Annotated in this window: 15 protein-coding genes and 2 tRNA genes; 9 read left to right on the top strand and 8 right to left on the bottom strand. The window is 70.8% G+C overall.

Features of this window, described 5'->3' with window-relative positions; all coding sequences use genetic code 11:
* The first annotated feature begins 182 nt into the window (after positions 1–182).
* From gyrA to ACZDYF_RS15425, 5 genes are all read left to right on the top strand, one after another.
* Positions 183–2,864, top strand: coding sequence for a DNA gyrase subunit A (gene gyrA / locus ACZDYF_RS15445; protein ID WP_372440668.1), 2,682 nt, complete (start codon positions 183–185; stop codon positions 2,862–2,864).
* Complete coding sequence (locus ACZDYF_RS15440) at positions 2,861–3,838, top strand: DUF3566 domain-containing protein (RefSeq protein ID WP_225227187.1); 978 nt, start codon at positions 2,861–2,863, stop codon at positions 3,836–3,838. Before gyrA ends, ACZDYF_RS15440 begins: the two co-directional genes overlap by 4 nt.
* A 128-nt stretch (positions 3,839–3,966) precedes the next feature.
* Positions 3,967–4,040 (top strand) — tRNA-Ile (locus tag ACZDYF_RS15435).
* Positions 4,041–4,070: 30 nt separating this feature from the next.
* Complete coding sequence (locus tag ACZDYF_RS15430; protein WP_210410998.1) at positions 4,071–4,190, top strand: DLW-39 family protein; 120 nt, start codon at positions 4,071–4,073, stop codon at positions 4,188–4,190.
* Between the two features lie 30 nt (positions 4,191–4,220).
* Positions 4,221–4,293, top strand: a tRNA-Ala gene (locus ACZDYF_RS15425).
* Between the two features lie 165 nt (positions 4,294–4,458).
* Here the strand turns inward: ACZDYF_RS15425 and ACZDYF_RS15420 are convergent.
* Positions 4,459–5,436 carry a DUF2231 domain-containing protein gene (locus ACZDYF_RS15420; RefSeq protein WP_204806755.1) on the bottom strand — a complete coding sequence of 326 codons (978 nt, stop codon included), beginning with the start codon at positions 5,434–5,436 and terminating at the stop codon, positions 4,459–4,461.
* Positions 5,437–5,585: 149 nt separating this feature from the next.
* Between ACZDYF_RS15420 and ACZDYF_RS15415 the strand changes: the two genes are divergently transcribed.
* On the top strand, positions 5,586–6,125 hold the full coding sequence (locus ACZDYF_RS15415; protein ID WP_191791239.1) for a peptidylprolyl isomerase: 540 nt from the start codon (positions 5,586–5,588) through the stop codon (positions 6,123–6,125).
* Between the two features lie 155 nt (positions 6,126–6,280).
* On the top strand, positions 6,281–7,006 hold the full coding sequence (locus ACZDYF_RS15410) for a rhomboid family intramembrane serine protease (RefSeq protein WP_475058963.1): 726 nt from the start codon (positions 6,281–6,283) through the stop codon (positions 7,004–7,006).
* A 175-nt stretch (positions 7,007–7,181) separates the two neighbouring features.
* Here ACZDYF_RS15410 and ACZDYF_RS15405 read toward each other — a convergent pair whose 3' ends face one another.
* On the bottom strand, positions 7,182–7,436 hold the full coding sequence (locus tag ACZDYF_RS15405; RefSeq protein WP_191791240.1) for a cell division protein CrgA: 255 nt from the start codon (positions 7,434–7,436) through the stop codon (positions 7,182–7,184).
* Positions 7,437–7,608: 172 nt separating this feature from the next.
* Between ACZDYF_RS15405 and ACZDYF_RS15400 the strand changes: the two genes are divergently transcribed.
* Both ACZDYF_RS15400 and ACZDYF_RS15395 read left to right on the top strand, forming a co-directional pair.
* Positions 7,609–8,445 carry a DUF881 domain-containing protein gene (locus tag ACZDYF_RS15400; RefSeq protein ID WP_475058960.1) on the top strand — a complete coding sequence of 279 codons (837 nt, stop codon included), beginning with the start codon at positions 7,609–7,611 and terminating at the stop codon, positions 8,443–8,445.
* A gap of 241 nt (positions 8,446–8,686) precedes the next feature.
* Positions 8,687–9,334: an aminodeoxychorismate/anthranilate synthase component II gene (locus ACZDYF_RS15395; RefSeq protein ID WP_191791241.1), complete on the top strand. Its 648-nt coding sequence runs from the start codon at positions 8,687–8,689 to the stop codon at positions 9,332–9,334.
* Between the two features lie 101 nt (positions 9,335–9,435).
* Here ACZDYF_RS15395 and pknB read toward each other — a convergent pair whose 3' ends face one another.
* From pknB to ACZDYF_RS15365, 6 genes are read right to left on the bottom strand one after another with little or no spacing between them, the layout of a single operon-like run.
* Positions 9,436–11,490 carry a Stk1 family PASTA domain-containing Ser/Thr kinase gene (gene pknB, locus ACZDYF_RS15390; RefSeq protein WP_475058956.1) on the bottom strand — a complete coding sequence of 685 codons (2,055 nt, stop codon included), beginning with the start codon at positions 11,488–11,490 and terminating at the stop codon, positions 9,436–9,438.
* Positions 11,491–13,278 (bottom strand): serine/threonine-protein kinase, encoded by a 1,788-nt coding sequence (locus tag ACZDYF_RS15385; protein ID WP_475058953.1) that lies wholly within the window; start codon positions 13,276–13,278, stop codon positions 11,491–11,493.
* A complete protein-coding gene (locus tag ACZDYF_RS15380) occupies positions 13,275–14,738 on the bottom strand; it encodes a peptidoglycan D,D-transpeptidase FtsI family protein (protein WP_475058949.1) in 1,464 nt (487 codons plus the stop codon). Before ACZDYF_RS15380 ends, ACZDYF_RS15385 begins: the two co-directional genes overlap by 4 nt.
* A complete protein-coding gene (locus ACZDYF_RS15375; protein WP_475058946.1) occupies positions 14,735–16,342 on the bottom strand; it encodes an FtsW/RodA/SpoVE family cell cycle protein in 1,608 nt (535 codons plus the stop codon). The genes ACZDYF_RS15380 and ACZDYF_RS15375 overlap by 4 nt, the downstream gene beginning before the upstream one ends.
* Complete coding sequence (locus ACZDYF_RS15370; RefSeq protein ID WP_475058943.1) at positions 16,342–17,769, bottom strand: PP2C family protein-serine/threonine phosphatase; 1,428 nt, start codon at positions 17,767–17,769, stop codon at positions 16,342–16,344. Before ACZDYF_RS15370 ends, ACZDYF_RS15375 begins: the two co-directional genes overlap by 1 nt.
* A gap of 6 nt (positions 17,770–17,775) precedes the next feature.
* On the bottom strand, positions 17,776–18,297 hold the full coding sequence (locus tag ACZDYF_RS15365; RefSeq protein WP_191791247.1) for an FHA domain-containing protein FhaB/FipA: 522 nt from the start codon (positions 18,295–18,297) through the stop codon (positions 17,776–17,778).
* Positions 18,298–18,302: the final 5 nt, after the last annotated feature.

Here is an 18,302-nt window from a genome sequence, read left to right as displayed (position 1 = left end):
CCGCTCGCGGCGCCCGGCCCGACCCCGGGCCCGGCGCGAGAACCGGGCCCGGACCCGGCACAGCCACCGGCGCCGGCGGACCGTCCGAGAGGGCGGGACCCGCTGGCGCGGGCACGGGCTCCGTGCCATGACGACTCAGCTTCACCACCCAGCAGGACCACGACAGGACGAGGTAGACGACGGTGACGGACGAGACTCCCGAGCAGGACGAGAACCAGGGGACCCTTCCCGGGGACGGGACCGAGGCGACGCCGGCCGACGGCGCGGTCGCGGTGCAGCACGGCCGGATCGCGCAGGTGGACCTGCAGCTCGAGATGCAGCGCTCGTACCTCGACTACGCGATGAGCGTCATCGTGGGTCGCGCGCTCCCGGACGTGCGTGACGGTCTCAAGCCCGTCCACCGTCGTGTCCTGTACGCGATGCACGACGGTGGATACCGCCCCGACCGGGCGTTCTCCAAGTGCAGCCGTGTCGTCGGCGACGTCATGGGCAAGTTCCACCCGCACGGTGACACGTCCATCTACGACGCCCTGGTGCGTCTGGTCCAGGACTGGTCGCTGCGCTACCCGCTGGCAGCCGGCCAGGGGAACTTCGGTTCCCCCGGCAACGACCCGGCGGCCGCGCCGCGATACACCGAGTGCCGCATGGCGCCGCTGGCCACGGAGATGGTCCGGGACATCGACAAGGAGACCGTCGACTTCCAGGACAACTACGACGGTCGCACGCAGGAGCCCGTCGTCCTGCCGTCCCGCTTCCCGAACCTGCTGGTCAACGGTTCGGCCGGGATCGCGGTCGGCATGGCCACGAACATCCCGCCGCACAACCTCCGCGAGGTCGCGGACGGCGTGAAGTGGCACCTCGAGCACCCGGAGGCCTCCAAGGAGGAGCTCCTCGAGGTGCTGCTGACCAAGATCAAGGGCCCCGACTTCCCGACCGGCGCGACGATCCTCGGTCACAAGGGCATCGAGGAGGCGTACCGCACGGGGCGTGGCTCGATCACGATGCGCGCTGTCGTGAACGTCGAGGAGATCCAGAACCGGATCTGCCTCGTCATCACCGAGCTGCCCTACCAGGTCAACCCCGACAACCTGGCGCTGCGCATCGCGGACCTGGTCAAGGACGGCAAGGTCCAGGGCATCGCGGACATCCGTGACGAGACCTCGGGCCGCACGGGTCAGCGTCTGGTCATCGTGCTCAAGCGCGACGCGGTCGCCAAGGTCGTCCTGAACAACCTGTACAAGCACACGTCGCTCCAGGAGAACTTCGGCGCGAACATGCTCGCGCTGGTCGACGGCGTGCCGCGCACGCTGAGCATCGACGCGTTCGTCCGCCACTGGACGACGCACCAGATGGACGTCGTCATGCGGCGTGCACGGTTCGACCTGCGGGCCAAGGAGGAGCGCGCGCACATCGTGCGCGGCTACCTCAAGGCGCTCGACGCGCTCGACGCGGTCATCGCGCTCATCCGCGGGTCGGCCACGGTCGAGGACGCTCGCGAGGGCCTCATGGCGCTGCTCGAGGTCGACGAGATCCAGGCCCGGGCGATCCTGACTCTGCAGCTGCGCGCGCTCGCCGCGATGGAGCGTCAGAAGCTCATCGACGAGTACGCCGAGCTCGAGGCCGCGATCAAGGACCTCAACGACATCCTGGCCCGTCCCGAGCGTCAGCGTCAGATCGTGGGCGACGAGCTCGAGGAGATCGTGGCGCGGTACGGCGACGAGCGTCGCACGACGATCCTGCCCTACGACGGCGAGGTGTCGATCGAGGACCTCATCGCCGAGGAGGAGGTCGTCGTCACGATCACGCGCGGCGGCTATGCCAAGCGCACGCGCAGCGACAACTACCGTCAGCAGAAGCGTGGCGGCAAGGGGGTGCGCGGCGCGCAGCTGCGTGAGGACGACATCGTCGACCACTTCTTCGTCACGACGACGCACCACTGGCTCCTGTTCTTCACGAACCTCGGGCGGGTCTACCGGGCCAAGGCGTACGAGCTGCCCGAGGGCGGGCGTGACGCCAAGGGGCAGCACGTCGCGAACCTCCTGGCGTTCCAGCCGGGCGAGAAGATCGCCCAGGTCCTCGACCTGCGCGACTACGACGCCGCCGAGTACCTGGTCCTCGCGACCCGTCGTGGTCTGGTCAAGAAGACGCGCCTGGCGGAGTACAACTCGCCGCGCTCGGGCGGCCTCATCGCGATCAACCTGCGCGAGGACGAGGACGGCAACACCGACGAGCTGGTCTCGGCCCGTCTCGTGGACGCGACCGACGACCTGATCCTCGTCTCGCGCAAGGGGCAGTCGATCCGCTTCACGGCCGACGACGACGCCATGCGTCCCCTCGGGCGCTCGACCTCGGGTGTGACGGGCATGAAGTTCCGCGAGGAGGACGACCTCCTGGCCATGGACGTGGTCCGTGACGACGCCTTCCTGTTCACGGTCACCGAGGGCGGTATCGCCAAGCGGACCCAGCTCACGGAGGACAACTACCGCGTCCAGGGCCGCAACGGCTTCGGCATCAAGGTGGCCAACCTGCCGGAGCGCAACGGTGACCTGGTCGGCGCGCTCGTGGTGGACGCGGACGACGAGGTGCTCGTCATCATGGAGCGCGGCAAGATCGTGCGCTCGTCGGTCGACGAGGTCAAGCCCACGGGTCGCACGTCGCAGGGCGTCATCTTCGCCAAGCCGGACAAGAACGACAAGATCATCGCCGTTGCGCGTAATGTCGAACGTCGGCTGGGGGAGGATCGGGATACCGTGGACGAGGACGCGTCCGAGCAGGGGCAGTCCGAGGCAGCCTCTCCCGCCAGCACCACCGGGCAGGAGGCTTCGTCGGAAGCGGCCCCCGGAGCCACCGAGGATGGTAGATGAGCAGCGAGAAGAAGTCCCCGCCGACGATCGTGCCGAAGGCGGTGTCGCCGCGCCCTGACGAGGTGACGAGCACCGCCACCCGCCCACCGGCGAGCAACGGCACCGCACGGACCGCAGGGGGCGGGACGACCAACGGTGCCCAGACCGGGGCGAGCGCTCCGGTCCCGCCGCCTCCCCCGGCGACGGGAGCGACGCCGTCGGGCGTGGCAGGGGCGAACGAGACGCCCGTCCCGCCGCCCCCGAGCAGCACGACCGCTCGGTCCGGCGCGCTGAAGGCGGCCGCTGCCGCCATGGCGACCGCCAAGGCGGCCGCCAAGAAGCTGGCCGAGCCCGCACCGGCGCCCGCGCCTGCGAAGCAGAGCGAGAAGTCCTCCGACGAGATCGACGACCGAACGGTGCCACGCGTGAACAAGACCCCGACGAGCGCCGGCGCACCCCCTGCAGGAGGCACGCAGGAGGTGCCCGCCATGCACTACACGGCGGCGGGCTTCAGCGGGACGGCGAGCCCGGTCACGGGCGCGACGCCCGCAGCCGCGGCCCCCGCTGCGCAGCAGGCGCCCAGGCCTGCTCAGCCGGCGACGGGTGCGACGCCCGCGGCGCGCCCGGCCGACGGGCCTCGGCGGGTACGGCTCGCGATCTCGCGCGTCGACCCCTGGTCGGTCATGAAGCTGTCGTTCCTGCTCGCCGTGGCGATCGGGATCATGACGGTCGTCGCGACGGCGGTCCTGTGGACCGTGCTCGACGGCATGGGGGTCTTCACCGAGACCGATGCGCTGATCCGGAGCATCGTGGGCGAGGAGTCCAAGGTCGACGTGCTCCAGTTCGTGGAGTTCAACCGGGTGGTCGCGCTGTCCACCCTGATCGCGATCGTGAACATGGTGCTCATCACAGCGCTGTCCACGATCATGGCCTTCATCTACAACATCGTCGCGGCGATGGTGGGCGGAATCCACCTGACACTGACGGACGACTAGGACATAACACCCCATACCGGGACGTCGTCCGAAGGGCCTGGAGCTGCTTCGGAGCGCGTCGGACGATGTCCCGGTTTGGGCGCACCCCGAGAAGTGCGGTAGTCTCAAGCGCTGCCGCAGCACAGCAAGGGCCTATAGCTCAGACGGTTAGAGCGCTTCCCTGATAAGGAAGAGGTCAGAGGTTCAAGTCCTCTTAGGCCCACTGCCGGAAACCCACCCGAGGGGGAACGTCATGAAGAAGTTCTTCGTACTGCTGCTCGTTGCCGGCGCCGGATTCTTGATCTGGCGCAAGGTGTCCGAGGACAACAACGAGCGCGATCTGTGGGCAGAGGTTACCGACACCTTCGAGTGACGGTCTCTGCGGGGTAGTTCCGCGCGATCTGGGGCCATGGCGCAATTGGTAGCGCACCTGCTTTGCAAGCAGGGGGTTAGGGGTTCGAGTCCCCTTGGCTCCACAGAGTGAACAGGCCGTCGGCCAGGTCTTGGGACCTGGCAGGCGGCCTTTCGCATGCCCACCGCACGGAGTCCCGCGGTACGGGCCTGCACCGGCCTGAACGACGAGAGCCCCGACCGGTCGTGCCGGTCGGGGCTCTCGGGTACCTCTGGGTGGGGGCGAGGTGTCAGACGGTCGGCTTCTTGCCGTCCCCGGCTGCCGTGTCCCCCTCGTCGCCCGACGGCGCAGCGTCCTTGGCGCGGGTCGTCGCCTTGCGCGTGGCCTCCTTGGCGTCGCTCACCGCCTCCTGGACCTTGCCGGTGATCTTCTCGCCTGCGTCGGTGACGGCCTCCTGGACCTTGCCGGTGGTCTCGCGGCCCTTGGCGACCGCGACGCCCGCTGCCTCGCCGACGGCCTCGGCCGCGTTGTTGACCGCTGCCCGCGCGTCCTCGAAGGTCGAGGCGGGGACCTGGTCCCAGGGCTCGGCCCAGGGGTCGGTCGTGGGCTGCGCGCGACGCCACAGCACGTAGGCGCCGCCGGCGGCGGTGACGCCACCGACGACCCACCACAGGGCCTTGCTCTTCTTCTGGGGGTCGGCCTTGTCGGCCGCAGCGGTGAGCTTGGCCGGCGCGGCCTTGGCGGCCTTCTTGGCCGAGGCGGCCGACGTGTCGAGCCCCTTCTTGGCGGCCTTGGCGGCCTTCTTCGTCGCCCTCCGGGACAGCTTCTCGGCAGCGGCGGCCGACGCGACGGTCGCGGCGGCCGCGGCCTCGACGTTGCGGGAGGCGGCCTCGGCGGCTGCCGCCGCAGCGGCGTTGAAGCTCGCGACGATCTTGGGCAGGACCTCCTCGACCAGCTTGTCGTGGGCCGTGTCGATCGCCGGGCTGGCCTTCTCGGCAGCCTTCTCGACGCGGGGGGCCGCCGCCTGCAGGCTGTCCTGCCACGCCTTCTCGAGGCGGGGGGTGAGCCACTCGACGAAGGCCTCGACCTTGGGCTGGCCCCACTCCTTGGCCTGGTCGGCGAGCTGGGCTGCTGTCGTCTGCGCCTTGGCGCCCGCGTCGCCGACGAGCGCGGCGACCTCGGCTGCCTGATCCTTGATCTTCTCGGAGTCGATCGAGGAGATCGTGTCGTTCACGACTCGGGCGGAACGGCGGGTGCGGTCGGACATGGAGCCTCCTGTGTTCGCGGTGCTGGTGATGCTCGCTGGGACTCCACTCTGCCACCGTGCCAGGGGACCCGCGAGACAAGCGCGCCGAGGCGTTCGACACCAGTCGGGCGACTGGCGGGGGCCACAGGGCCTCGTGTGAGAATGAGGTCATGTTCGCAACCCTCCACACCACTGCTGGTGACATCCGTATCGAGCTCCTGCCGAACCACGCGCCCAAGACGGTGGCGAACTTCACCGGTCTGGCGAAGGGCACCACGACCTGGACGGATCCCCGCACGGGCGCCGAGAGCAACGCGCCGTTCTACGACGGGCTGATCTTCCACCGCGTGATCCAGGACTTCATGATCCAGGGCGGTTGCCCTCTGGGCACCGGGACCGGTGGTCCCGGCTACACGTTCAACGACGAGATCCACCCCGAGCTCCAGTTCGACCGCCCGTACCTGCTGGCCATGGCCAACGCCGGGTCGCGTCGCAACCCGGTCTCGGGCGAGGTCGAGGGCACCAACGGGTCGCAGTTCTTCATCTCGACGATCCCCACGCCGTGGCTCAACGGCAAGCACACGATCTTCGGCGAGGTCGCGGACGACGAGTCGCGCGCCGTGGTCGACGCGATCAACACGACGCGGACGCGTCCGGGTGACCGTCCGGTCGACGACATCGTCATCACCTCGGTCACCATCGAGGACTGACCATCTCCGTCCCCGCCTTCGGGACACCGGAGCCGGCCCAGCCGGCTCCGGTGTGTCCCCGACACCCCGACCGCGTCTCCTACGTCCGCTGCCAGCGCTGCGGCCGTCCGGCCTGCTCCGAGTGCCAGCGCCCTGCTGCCGTCGGCGTGCAGTGCGTGGACTGCGTCCGGGAACAGGCACGCGGCGTCCCGCGGACCCAGACGGCTCTGGGGGGCACGGTCCGTGGTGGGCGCCCCGTCGTCACGCTGACGATCGTCGCCCTGTGCGTCGGGAGCTGGCTGCTCCAGCTCGCGACGGGCGGTGACTGGACCCAGCGCCTGGCGTTCGCGCCCTTCATCGGCGAGACGGAGCCCTACCGCTTCCTCACTGCGGCGTTCCTTCACTCCACGGGCGTCTTCCACATCCTGTTCAACATGTACGCCCTGTGGATCACCGGTCCCTTCCTCGAGCAGATGCTCGGGAGGGTGCGGTTCGTCGCGCTGTACGTGCTCGCGGCGCTCGGGGGCTCGGTCGGGGTCCTGCTGCTCGCGGACCCGACGACCCAGAGCTGGTACACCGCCGTCGTGGGAGCGTCCGGTGCGGTCTTCGGGCTCTTCGGTGCGATCCTGCTCGTCCTGCGGCGTCTCGGCCGGAACGCGACCCAGATCCTCGTGCTGATCGGGATCAACGTCGCGATCGGCTTCATCCCCGGCACCAACATCGCGTGGCAGGCGCACCTGGGTGGGCTCGCCGTCGGGCTGATCCTCGGGGCGGGGTACGCCTACGCGCCCAAGGCGCGCCGCACGCTGTGGAGCGTCGGGGTGACCGTGCTCGTCGCCGTCGCCCTGGTGGCGCTCACGGTCCTCAAGTACGCGTCGGTCCCCGAGATCGTGTTCTTCTGAGCCGACTACTCGACCTCGAATAGTTATCCACAGACTTACTCACACCTGTGGAACTACACCGGTGTAGTTATCCACAGGGTGACGTGTCCTGTGGGTATCCCGGCAGGCGACGGGTGGGTCCGCAGCACTGCGGACCCACCCGAGCACGTCTCTCCGCCCGGACCGGGCGAGGGTCCTACTTCCAGCGAGTCGTCAGGACGAAGCCCGCGATGATCAGCGCGAACCCGATCGCCAGGTTCCACTGGTGCAGGCCCGGGATCGGCAGGCCGAGCCCGTTGCTCGTGAGGTAGAACAGGACGATCCAGGCCAGGCCGAGCAGCATCAGGGTGAGCATGGTCGGGACGAGCCAGCGCGGGTTGCCCGTGTCAGGCTTCTTCACCTGCGGGACCTTGACCTTGACTGGCTTCTTGCGGGACTTCGACTCGGGCACGAGAGCTGGCTCCTGTCCTCGGTATGCGTGATCCTGGCACGGGGGGTGTGCAGGAGCTGTGTCGGGTGGGACGAAACGGCGCTGCGCGACGTCGTGAACGGCAACGCCATTCGACGTCTAGCGTAGTGGGCCGACACAATAGCCCTGTGCACGGTGAGGCGGAGGTGGGTCAGTGAGCCAGCACGACCAGGACGTCGACGCGCCCCGGGGCGACGTCACCGACGTCGACGGCCGGGCCATGTCCGCCGACGGCGACGGACGTGCGCCGGTCGGCCCCAGGCGCACCCGCGGACGACGCATCCGTTCCGGCGTGACCGTGCTCCTGGTGCTCGCCCTCTCCGGGCTCATGTTCACGGCGAGCGCCCGGCTCGCACGCAACCAGGACGGGCGCCACCCCCAGAACCTCACCGACCTCGTGCAGAACGAGGAGCAGCGGGTCGAGAACATGACGGAGAAGGTCGTCGAGCTCGAGGCCGAGGTGACCTCGTTGGCCGAGGATCTCGCCCCCGCCGAGGTGACCCCACCCGAGGTCGTGGTGAACACCGGCATAGTGGCCGGCTCGGTCCCCGTCTCGGGACCGGCGCTCTCCGTGACCCTCGACGACGCGCCGCCCACCCAGAAGTCGGTCGACGCCCGCGTGGACGACCTCGTCGTCCACCAGCAGGACCTCCAGGAGGTCATCAACGCCCTGTGGGCGGGCGGCGCCGAGGCGATGATGCTCCAGGGGCAGCGCGTGACCCCTACCACCGCCTTCCGCTGCGTCGGCAACGTGCTCAACCTGCACGGAAGGGTCTATTCGCCGCCGTACGTGGTCTCTGCCATCGGCGACCCGGCCGCCCTCCAGGCCGCGCTCGACCGCTCGCCCGTGATCAGCGTCTACCAGGAGTACGTCGACGCGTACGGGCTCGGGTGGAAGGTCGAGAAGTCGTCCTCGCTCGAGATCCCCGCCTTCGAGGGCGCGACCGACCTGCAGTACGCCCGGGTGCCCGGCGAGAAGGACGAGGCGTGAGCGTCGTCCCGCCCGCCGCGGGACGCAGGACCGGCCGCGGGAGCCGACGGCCGCACGGCGTCGCCCCCCGCTGCGTGCCGTGGACGCCACGACCGGACGCATGCCCGGGGAGCGATGATGTACGAGGCGCCGTGGCCGTGGCGTCCGCTCCGGAGCGGCCGCGTCGAACGAGTGCTCCCGGCGGGCCTGGTGGCCGTGCCGTGTCAACCAGTCGACCGTCGAAGGAACAGGTGAGCTAGGGATGGTCCGCATCCTCGTCGTGGACAACTACGACTCGTTCGTCTACACGATCGTGGGGTACCTGAACCAGCTGGGTGCCCGGACGGTCGTCGTGCGCAACGACGCCGTCCCCCCTGTGGGCGTGGACGGCCGGTTCCGCGACGACGACGGCGTGTTCGACGGCGTCCTCGTCTCCCCCGGTCCGGGCACCCCCGCGGAGGCAGGCCAGAGCGAAGAGGTCATCCGTGCCTGTGCGGCGTCGCGTACGCCCCTGCTCGGGGTCTGCCTGGGCCACCAGGCGCTCGCCGAGGTCTACGGGGCCACCGTGACCCATGCCCCCGAGCTCATGCACGGCAAGACCAGCCTGGTCGAGCACGAGGACTCCGGCGTGCTGGCGGGCCTTCCCTCGCCCTTCACCGCGACGCGCTACCACTCGCTCGCGGTGGTCCCCGAGACCGTGCCCGCCGAGCTGGTCGTCACGGCCGCGACGGAGAGCGGGGTCGTCATGGCCCTGCAGCACAGGGACCTCCCGCTGCACGGCGTGCAGTTCCACCCCGAGTCGGTGCTGACCGAGGGCGGGCACCGGCTGCTCGCGAACTGGCTCGCGGCGTGCGGGGCGTCCGACGCCGTGGAGCGCTCCGAGGGGCTCGCGCCGCTCGTGCGCCGCTGACGCGGAGCGCCTCACCTCGAGTCCTGGACGAACGCGTGAGGGCCCGGCACCACATGGTGCCGGGCCCTCACGCGTTCGGTCCTACGGCTCGCGCCGGAGCGTCACGGCGTCGGGTTGCCGCCGCCACCGTTGCCGCCGCCCGCAGGCGGGCCGCTCGAGATCACCAGGTCGACCTTCGTCCCCTCGGGGATCGCGGTGTCCTTCGCGGGGTTGGACGAGATGACCTGACCCTTGGGGACGGTGGCCGACTCCTTCTCGGTGACGTTGCCCAGGTTGAGCTGACGGCCGCCGAGCGACTCCTCGGCCTCGTCCTTCGTCATCCCCGTCATGTCCGGCACGTTCGTCATCTCGGGTCCGGTCGGCACGGGGGCCTTGGCGATGGTCAGCGTGACCTTCTGGCCCTGCTTGCCGGGGCCGGCGCCCGGGTTCTGCTTGATGACCGTGCCGGCGGTCTTGGTGCTCTCCTCCTCGACGATCGCATAGCTGAGGTCGAGGTCGTCGAGGGCCTTCTCGGCCTCGGCCTGGGGCTTGCCGACCAGGTCCGGGATGATGACGAGGCCGCTCGAGATGAAGATCTTGACCGCCGAACCGGCCGGGGCGCTCTCGTCGGCAGCGGGTTCGGTCCGTGTGACCAGCCCCTTCTTCACGGTGCCGTTGTCCTCCTGGTCGACCGTCGGGTCGACTGCGAGGCCGGCGGACTCGATCTCGGCACGAGCCTGCTCCTGGGAGAGCCCCGAGACGTTCGGGACGATCACGGCAGCCGGGCCGGCCGAGAAGAACACCGTGACCTCGGTGCCCTCGGGGACGGACGCGCCGCTCTCAGGGTTCGAGCTGACGAAGGTGTCCTTGGGAAGCTGCGACTCCTGGTCGATCGCCTTGAGGAATGTCAGCCCCACGGCGTCGAGGGCCTGCTCGGCCTGCTCCGGGGTCGTGGTCTCGCTGAACGCAGGGACGGTGACCGTCTTGGGTTCGGGCGGCTGCTGGTTGAGCAGGATCATGGTGATGATCGCGGCGATCGCGACGACGCCCACCGCGATGAGCGCCCACATGAGGCCGCGCTTCTTGCCCGACCCCTCGTCCTCCGGCTCGCCCTCGGCGAGCGGCCCGCCGGGCTGCTGCCCCGGGGGGACGGCGGCGGGGACCCCGGTGGTCTCCCACGGGTTCGGCGCACCGGCGACGGCGGGGCTCATGACCTGCGTCGCGTTCTCGAGCGGGCCCTGCACCTGGGTCGCGGCCAGAGCGGCCGCCCCTGCCGCGGCAGCCGCCGCGACGCCGAGCGAGGGCGCCGTGATGTGTCCGCCACGGACCGCGTTCTCCAGGTCGTTGCGGAACTCTGCGGCGCTGCTGTAGCGCGCGGTGCGCTCCTTGGCGAGCGCCTTGAGCGTGATGCGGTCGAGGACCTCGGGGACGTCCGGGGCGAGGTCGCTCGGCTTCGCGGGCGCCTCTCGCACGTGCTGGTAGGCCACGGCGACCGGAGAGTCGCCGATGAACGGCGGGCGTCCCGTGAGGAGCTCGAAGAGCAGGCAGCCCGTCGAGTACAGGTCGCTGCGCGCGTCGACCGTCTCGCCGCGGGCCTGCTCGGGAGACAGGTACTGTGCGGTCCCGATCACGGCGTGCGTCTGCGTCATGGTCGCCGCGGAGTCCGCGACGGCACGGGCGATGCCGAAGTCCATGACCTTGACCGCACCCGTCGGGGTGATCATCACGTTGGCGGGCTTGATGTCGCGGTGCACGATCCCGGCGTGGTGCGAGTACTCGAGGGCCGACAGCACGCCCGCGGTGATCTCGATGGCCTCGTCGATCGGGACGGCCTGGCCGTCGCCCAGGATGTCGCGGACGGTGTGACCCTCGACGTACTCCATGACGATGAACGGCACGTGCGCGGTACCGCCGCCGGGCTCGACGTGGGTGTCCTCACCCGTGTCGTACACCGCGACGATCGCCGGGTGGTTCAGTGCCGCTGCGGCCTGCGCCTCGCGGCGGAACCGGGCCAGGAACGACGGGTCGCGCGCGAGGTCCGAGCGCAGGATCTTGATCGCCACGGTCCGTCCGAGACGGGTGTCGTGGCCGATGTGCACCTCGGCCATACCGCCTCGGCCGATGAGCTCACCGACCTCGTACCGGCCGGCGAGTACCCGGGGAGCGTTGTCCACCACTTAGGAGTCCTTCGATGTCGTCGGGGCCGGGGACCCAGAGGGACCCGGCACAGTACTGAGCATCATCCCATCGTCGGACGCCAGGTCCGGGGACGAATGCAACGATCTGGTCACGTTAGGCGCGGAAGATGCCCCTTCGGAGCGCTCGTCGCCGCCTCCCACGAGGGTCGCGACGAGCACGACGAGCAGGAGCCCGAGGAGCGCGAGGAGCGGCCACGAGAACCCCTTGGCGAATCCGCCGATCCGCTGCCCGGTCGTGGTCGAGGTCCTGACGGGCGGCGCGTCCTGGGTCGCGCGCCGACGCTCCGCGCGCGTGACACCTGCGGTGGCCGCCCGGGGGGAGCCTGCCTGCGCCGAGGTGCGCGACGTCGTCGGGCCGGACTCTGCGCGGCGCGTGCGCGCAGCCGACGCACCACCGTGCATCTCCCGGCGCGGCGGGTACGAGCGTGGCGTGTCCGCGGGCGGGTCCGCCGCGGCGGGGGCCGTGGCGCCGGGTGCCGAGGCGCGCTCCCACGGGAGCGCGGTCGGCTCGGCCGGTCCGGGTACGGGAGGTGCGGGCGGAGGCGGCGGCGGAGGGGGGAAGGCCTGGCCGTCGAAGACAGGGGTGCTCGACGCCGTCGCGGGCGCCGCGGGTGCAGCCGCCGCCGAGGCCGCGGACGGCGCGGAGAGGGCCGAGTGGCCCGAGTACCCGGACTGGGCCGAGTAGCCGGTCTGTGCCGACAGACCCGACTGTGCCGCGGATGCCGCCGATGCTGAGGGTGCCGAGGGGGCCGAGTGCGCCGACCGGGCGGGGTCCTGCAGGCGGGGTGACGAGATCGTGGGCAGCGGGCGCGAGCGCAGCTCCTCGGGGATCTCGAGCGGCGTGGGAGAGCTCGGCGGCGGGGACGCACCGTGGCGGGCGGGCTGCGCGCGGCGCGAGCGGCGCGACGGGCCGCCCGCACGAGCGGTCGCCCCCCACGGGTCGCGGGCGATGGTCTCCGCGAGGTCGTCGAGGGTCTGGGCGAGCGCCGAGGCCGGCATGGGGCGCGCCTTGGGGTCCTTCGCGAGCATCGCGTAGATGAGGGAGGCGAGCGACGGGTGCACGTGCGCGGGCAGCGGCGGCACCTTCTCGTTGACGTGCGCCACCGCGATGTCCACGGGCGTCGACCCCGTGAACGGCCTGTTCCCGGCCACGGACTCGTACGCCACGATCCCCAGCGCGTACACGTCGGAGGCTCCCGTCGCGGCCTGGCCGATCGCCTGCTCGGGAGACAGGTACTGGGCAGTGCCCATGACCATGCCCGTCGCGGTCATAGGGACCTGGTTCGCCGCGAGCGAGACGCCGAAGTCGGTGATCTTCACGATCCCGCGAGGCTCGAGCAGGATGTTGCCCGGCTTGACGTCGCGGTGCACCACGCCCGCGACGTGCGCGGCGTGCAGGGCGCGCGCGGTCTGCGCCAGGATGGGCAGCAGCTTGGACGGCATCAGGACGGGCTCGCGCTCCAGGAGGTCCGCCATGGGCTCGCCCATGACGAGCTCCATGACCAGGTAACCCGACTGGTTCTGCTCGCCGTAGTCGTACATCTGGGCGATGTTCGGGTGAGACAGGGCGGCGCTGTTGCGCGCCTCGGTGCGCAGGCGCTCCAGGAAGTCCTCGTTGCCCGCGTACTCCTCGCGCAGGAGCTTGACGGCGACCTCGCGCCCGAGCGCGCGGTCGTTCGCGACCCACACCTCCCCCATGCCGCCGATCGCGATGCGGCGGACGAGGCGGTAGCGGTCGCCCAGGGCTAGCCCCTCCACAGGTCTCACTTGTTCAACACCGCCTCCATCACTGCCTTCGCGATGGGGGCGGCCACGGCGCCGCCGGTCGCCTCGTTGCCGCTGTCGCCACCGTTCTCGACGATGACGGCGACGGCGACCTGCGCGTTGTCGGCGGGTGCGAAGCCCGTGAACCAGGCGTGCGGGGCCGCGCCCGACTGGTGCTCGGCGGTCCCGGTCTTGCCGGCGACCTGGACGCCGCTGATGCGCGCCGGCTTGCCCGAGCCGTTCTCCACGACGCTGATCATCATCGAGGTGAGCTGCTGCGCGGTGGTCGGCGACACCGAGGTGCGCAGGAGCGACGGCTCGGTCTGCTCGACGACCTCGAGGTCCGCGCCCCGGACCGTCTGCACGGTGTAGGGCGTCATCTGCTTGCCGCCGTTGGCGATCGCGGCCGAGATCATGGCGATCTGGAGCGGCGTGGCGCGGACGTCGCCCTGTCCGATCGAGGCGCGCGCGAGCTGCCCGCCGTCGTCGGTGACCTCCGCGTCCGGGAAGTGGCTGGCAGTGACCGTCATGGGGACGGACAGCTTCGAGTCGAAACCGAAGTCCTCGGACTGGGACCGCATCGCGTCCCCGCCGAGGGTGACCCCGAGGTCCGCGAACGCGGTGTTGCACGAGATGCGCATGGCGTCCGCCAGGGTCTGCTCCCCCGACGGCGAGCACCGGGCCCCGCCGAAGTTCTTCATGGTCGCCGTCGAGTTGGGGTACTGGTACTCGTCGGGGGCCGGGATGACGGTGTCGGGCGTGTACTGGCCCGACTCGAGGGCCGCGGCGGCCGTCACGAGCTTGAAGGTGGACCCCGGCGGGTACGTGTTGCCCGCGATGGCGCGGTTCACGAGCGGGTCGCCGTCGGCGTTGATGAGCGACTGGTAGGCCTCGCTCGCGGCCTTGGTGTCGTGGGTCGCGAGGACGTTCGGGTCGTAGGACGGCTTGGAGACCATCGCGAGGATCTTGCCCGTCGCCGGCTCGATCGCGACGACCGCACCGCGCTGCTCGCCGAGCGCGTCGTAGGCGGCCCGCTGGGCCGCGGGGTCGATCGTGAGCTCGACCGACGCCCCCTGGGGCTTCTGTCCGGTGATCAAGCCCTGGAGCCGGTCGATCCACAGCGTGCTCGCCTGGCCGTTGAGGAACTCGTTCTCCGTGCTCTCGATCGCGGACTTCCCGTTGACGATCGAGAAGTACCCCGTGACGTGCCCGAACACGGGTCCGTCGGTGTAGGAGCGCTGGTAGCCGTACGGGTCGTCGACCGGCGTCGAGAGCGCGACCGACTCCCCCGCGACGACGATCGGCCCCCGGAAGTTCCCGTACTCGCGGTACACCTGGCGCTTGTTGCGCGGGTCGTTGTTGAGCGAGTCCGCCTGGACGAACTGGATGTAGGTGGTCGAGACCATGAGCGCCAGGAACATGACGAGCACGACGGTCGCCACACGGCGCAGGGGGACGTTCACAGGTTCTTCCGCTCGGTGTCGTCGATGATCTCGGTCGCCCCGGTCATCGGGTCACCACCGCCCTCGGGGAGGTCGGTGCGCACGACCTGCGTGGGCAGGTCCTGGGAGTGGCCGCCCCGCGCAGGCCCGACGACGGCGCTCGCCTCGCCCGCCTCCACGGCCTCCTGGGAGCCAGCACCCACCGCGACGGGCTGGCTGCCCGTGCTCGGACCCGTCGCTGCCTGCGAGGGCGCGACCTGGCCCCGCACCGGCAGGGACGACGGCCGGCGGGCGTTGTCGGAGATCCGCAGCAGGAGACCGATCACGAGCCAGTTCGCGAGCAGCGACGAACCGCCCTGCGCGACGAACGGCATGGTCAGGCCCGTGAGCGGGATGATGCGGGTGATCCCGCCGATCACCACGAACAGCTGCCACGCCATGACGAAGGCGAGACCGCCCGCGAGGAGCTTGCCGAACCCGTCGCGGACGCCGATCGCGGTCCGCAGGCCGCGCTCGACCAGCACGAGGTACATGACGAGGATCGCGAGCAGGCCCGCGAGCCCGAGCTCCTCGCCGAGCGAGGTGTAGATGAAGTCCGAGTAGGCGTACGGCACGAGGCGTGGATAGCCCTGTCCCCAGCCGGTACCGGTCAGGCCCCCGTTCGCGAGCCCGAACATCCCGCCCACGAGCTGGCCCGAGCCCCCCGGGTCACGGCCGAAGATCTCCGGGGCCAGCGGGTTGAGCCACACGTCGACCCGCGCCTGGACGTGGGGGAACACCGAGGCGGCGACGACGGCGCCCACCGCGAACATGCTCAAGCCGATCGCGACCCAGCTGAAGCGCTCGGTCGCGATGTACAGCATGGCGACGAACAGCCCGAAGAACAGGAGCGAGGTCCCCAGGTCGCGCTCGAAGATGAGGACCGCGAGCGAGGCGGCCCACACGATGACGAGCGGGCCGAGGTCCCGCAGGCGCGGGAGCTGGAGGCCGAGGATCTTGGGGCCGGCGAGCGCGAGCGTGTCCCGGTTGGTCACGAGGTAGCCCGCGAAGAAGATCGCGAAGGCGATCTTGGCGAACTCGGCCGGCTGGAGCGACATCCCGGCGATGTTCACCCAGATGCGGGCGCCGTTGATGTTGCGGCCGATCACCGGGAGCAGGGGCATGACGACGAGCACCAGGCCGACGATCATCGCGGTGTACGAGTACCTGCGCAGGGTCCGGTGGTCCTTGAGCAGCCAGACCACGCCGCATGCCGCGACCACGCCGAGCACGGTCCACATGAGCTGCTTCGACGCCAGGTCCGAGGGAGACCCGACCATCGAGCCGCCGATGGCGATCCGGCCGATCATCGCGAGGCCGATGCCGTTGAGCGCGATCGCGACGGGCAGGATCACCTGGTCGGCATAGGGCGCCTTGAGGCGCAGGATCACGTGCCCGCCCACGGCGAGCGCGACGAGGGTCAGGCTGTACAGGGTGAAGTTGTCCGGGAGCTTGTCCTGGAGCCCGTACCCGACCGAGGCATAGGAACCGATCCCGATCGCGAGAGCGAGCACGAGCAGGCCCGCCTCGGCTCGTCGGGACGGGCGCTTCGTGGACGTCGTGGCGTGCGGCTCGACCGTGGCCATCAGGGCGCTGCCGGGGGGACGGTGGCGTCCGTGGGCGGGACGGCCGGGTCGACGGGCGCGGCGGGGTCGACCGGAGCTGCTGGGTCGACCGGCGTCTGGGTCTCGGTGGTCCCGCTGGTCGTGGCCTCGGTGTCCGCCTTGGCGTCGGCGACGAGGCGGCTCGCGCGCTCGCGCGCGTCGTCGAAGGACGTCGCGCTGATGGTCTCCTGCAGCCGGTCCACGACGTACGGCGGGAGGTCGGCGACCTTGGCGCCCGTGAGCTCGACCGGGGTCGACAGCGTGAGCGGCCCTGCGCTCGTCGGGACTCCCTGGAAGACGGCGACCTGACCGTCGGCGACACCGACGTAGTACTGCTCCTGGGTCCAGCGGTACCCGTACAGGGCACCTGCACCGATCACCGCGAGGACGACGACGGTCACGACGGGGGCGATCCAGCGCTTGGTGCGCTTGGCGGGCCGCACGTCGGCGTCGTCACCAGCCGGGGGCGTGGCACCGTCCGCGCCGTCGGCCGGCGCGTGTTCAGGGTCGGTGGGCTCCTCGCCCGCGGTGGCCTCCTGCTGGGCAGCGCTCGCCGAGGCGACGAGCGACGCCGCCCGCGCTGCCGGACCGTCCTGGGCGGACGTCGGGCGGTCGCGGTCGATCGCCGCGGAGCCGACGACGACCGGTGCAGTCGAGGGACCGGCGCCGTCGGGAAGGCTGTCCAGGTCGACGACGTCGACCACGACGACCGTCACGTTGTCCGTGCTGCCCGCCCGCAGCGCGAGGTGCAGGAGCCGCTCGGCGCACTCGTCGGTGTCCGGGACCGAGATCAGGGTCTGCTCGAGCGTCTCGAGGCTCACGAACCCCGAGAGTCCGTCCGAGCACAGCATCCAGCGGTCGCCCGGGCGGGCCTCGCGGACCGACATGTCGGGCGTGAGGTCGACGTCGAAGTCGCCGAGGACCCGCATCACGACGTTGCGCTGCGGGTGGTACTCGGCTTCCTCCGGGGTGATGCGGCCCGTGTCGACGAGGTGCTGGACGAACGTGTGGTCGGTCGTGACCTGGTTCAGGACGCCGTCGCGGAGCAGGTACGCGCGGGAGTCGCCGAGGTGCGCCATCGCGAGCGTGTTGCCGCTGCGCAGGAGCGCGGTGACGGTCGTCCCCATGCCCGCGAGCTCCGGGGTCTGCTCGCTGCGCTCGACCAGGTCGAGGCGGGCGTTGTCGATCGACGACTCCAGGAGGGCGAGAGCCTCGTCGGGACCGTGCGACTCGCCGTCGAGCGGGGCGAGGGCCGCGACCGCGAGCGAGGAGGCGACGTCACCGCCGGCGTGACCGCCCATCCCGTCGGCCACGACCACCAGGTGCGGACCCGCGTACCCCGAGTCCTGGTTGTTCGACCGGACGAGGCCCACGTCGGAGAGGGCGGCGTACTTGAGCGCGATGTTCATGGGGCGCTACCGCTGCAGCTCGACGATGCTCTGACCGACCCGCACGCCCACGCCAGGAGGAAGGGGCTCGATACCGGAGATGCGTCGATCGTTGATGTACGTGCCGTTCGTCGAGCCGAGGTCCTCCACGTACCAGGTGCCACCCTGGGGGAAGATCCGGGCGTGCCGGGACGACGAGTAGTCGTCGTCGAGGACGAGGGTGCAGCTCGGAGCGCGACCCAGCAGGATCGACGACGCCGAGAGCGGGATCGTGGTGCCGCGCAAGGGACCGGACGTCACGACGAGCCGCGTGGGTCCGGCCGGCGCCGCGGGCGTCGGAGCCGAGGGGGCCGCTCCGCGGGAGGGGGCCGCGCCCCGTGCGGGAGCCGCAGCAGCGGCAGAGCGTGCCTCGGGGGTGTTCCGGCCCTTGCGTGCTGTGATCTTGGTGCCGTACAGGTCGCGTCGCAGCACACCGATCGCGGCGAACACGAACACCCACAGGAGGACCAGGAATCCCAGCCGCAGCAGGGTGAACGTCAGCTCGGTCATGCGGA

Source organism: Oerskovia sp. PE-21s (assembly GCF_056158145.1).
The sequence above is the reverse complement of the archived record's forward strand: the minus strand, read 5'-3'. Positions and strand labels throughout refer to the sequence as shown.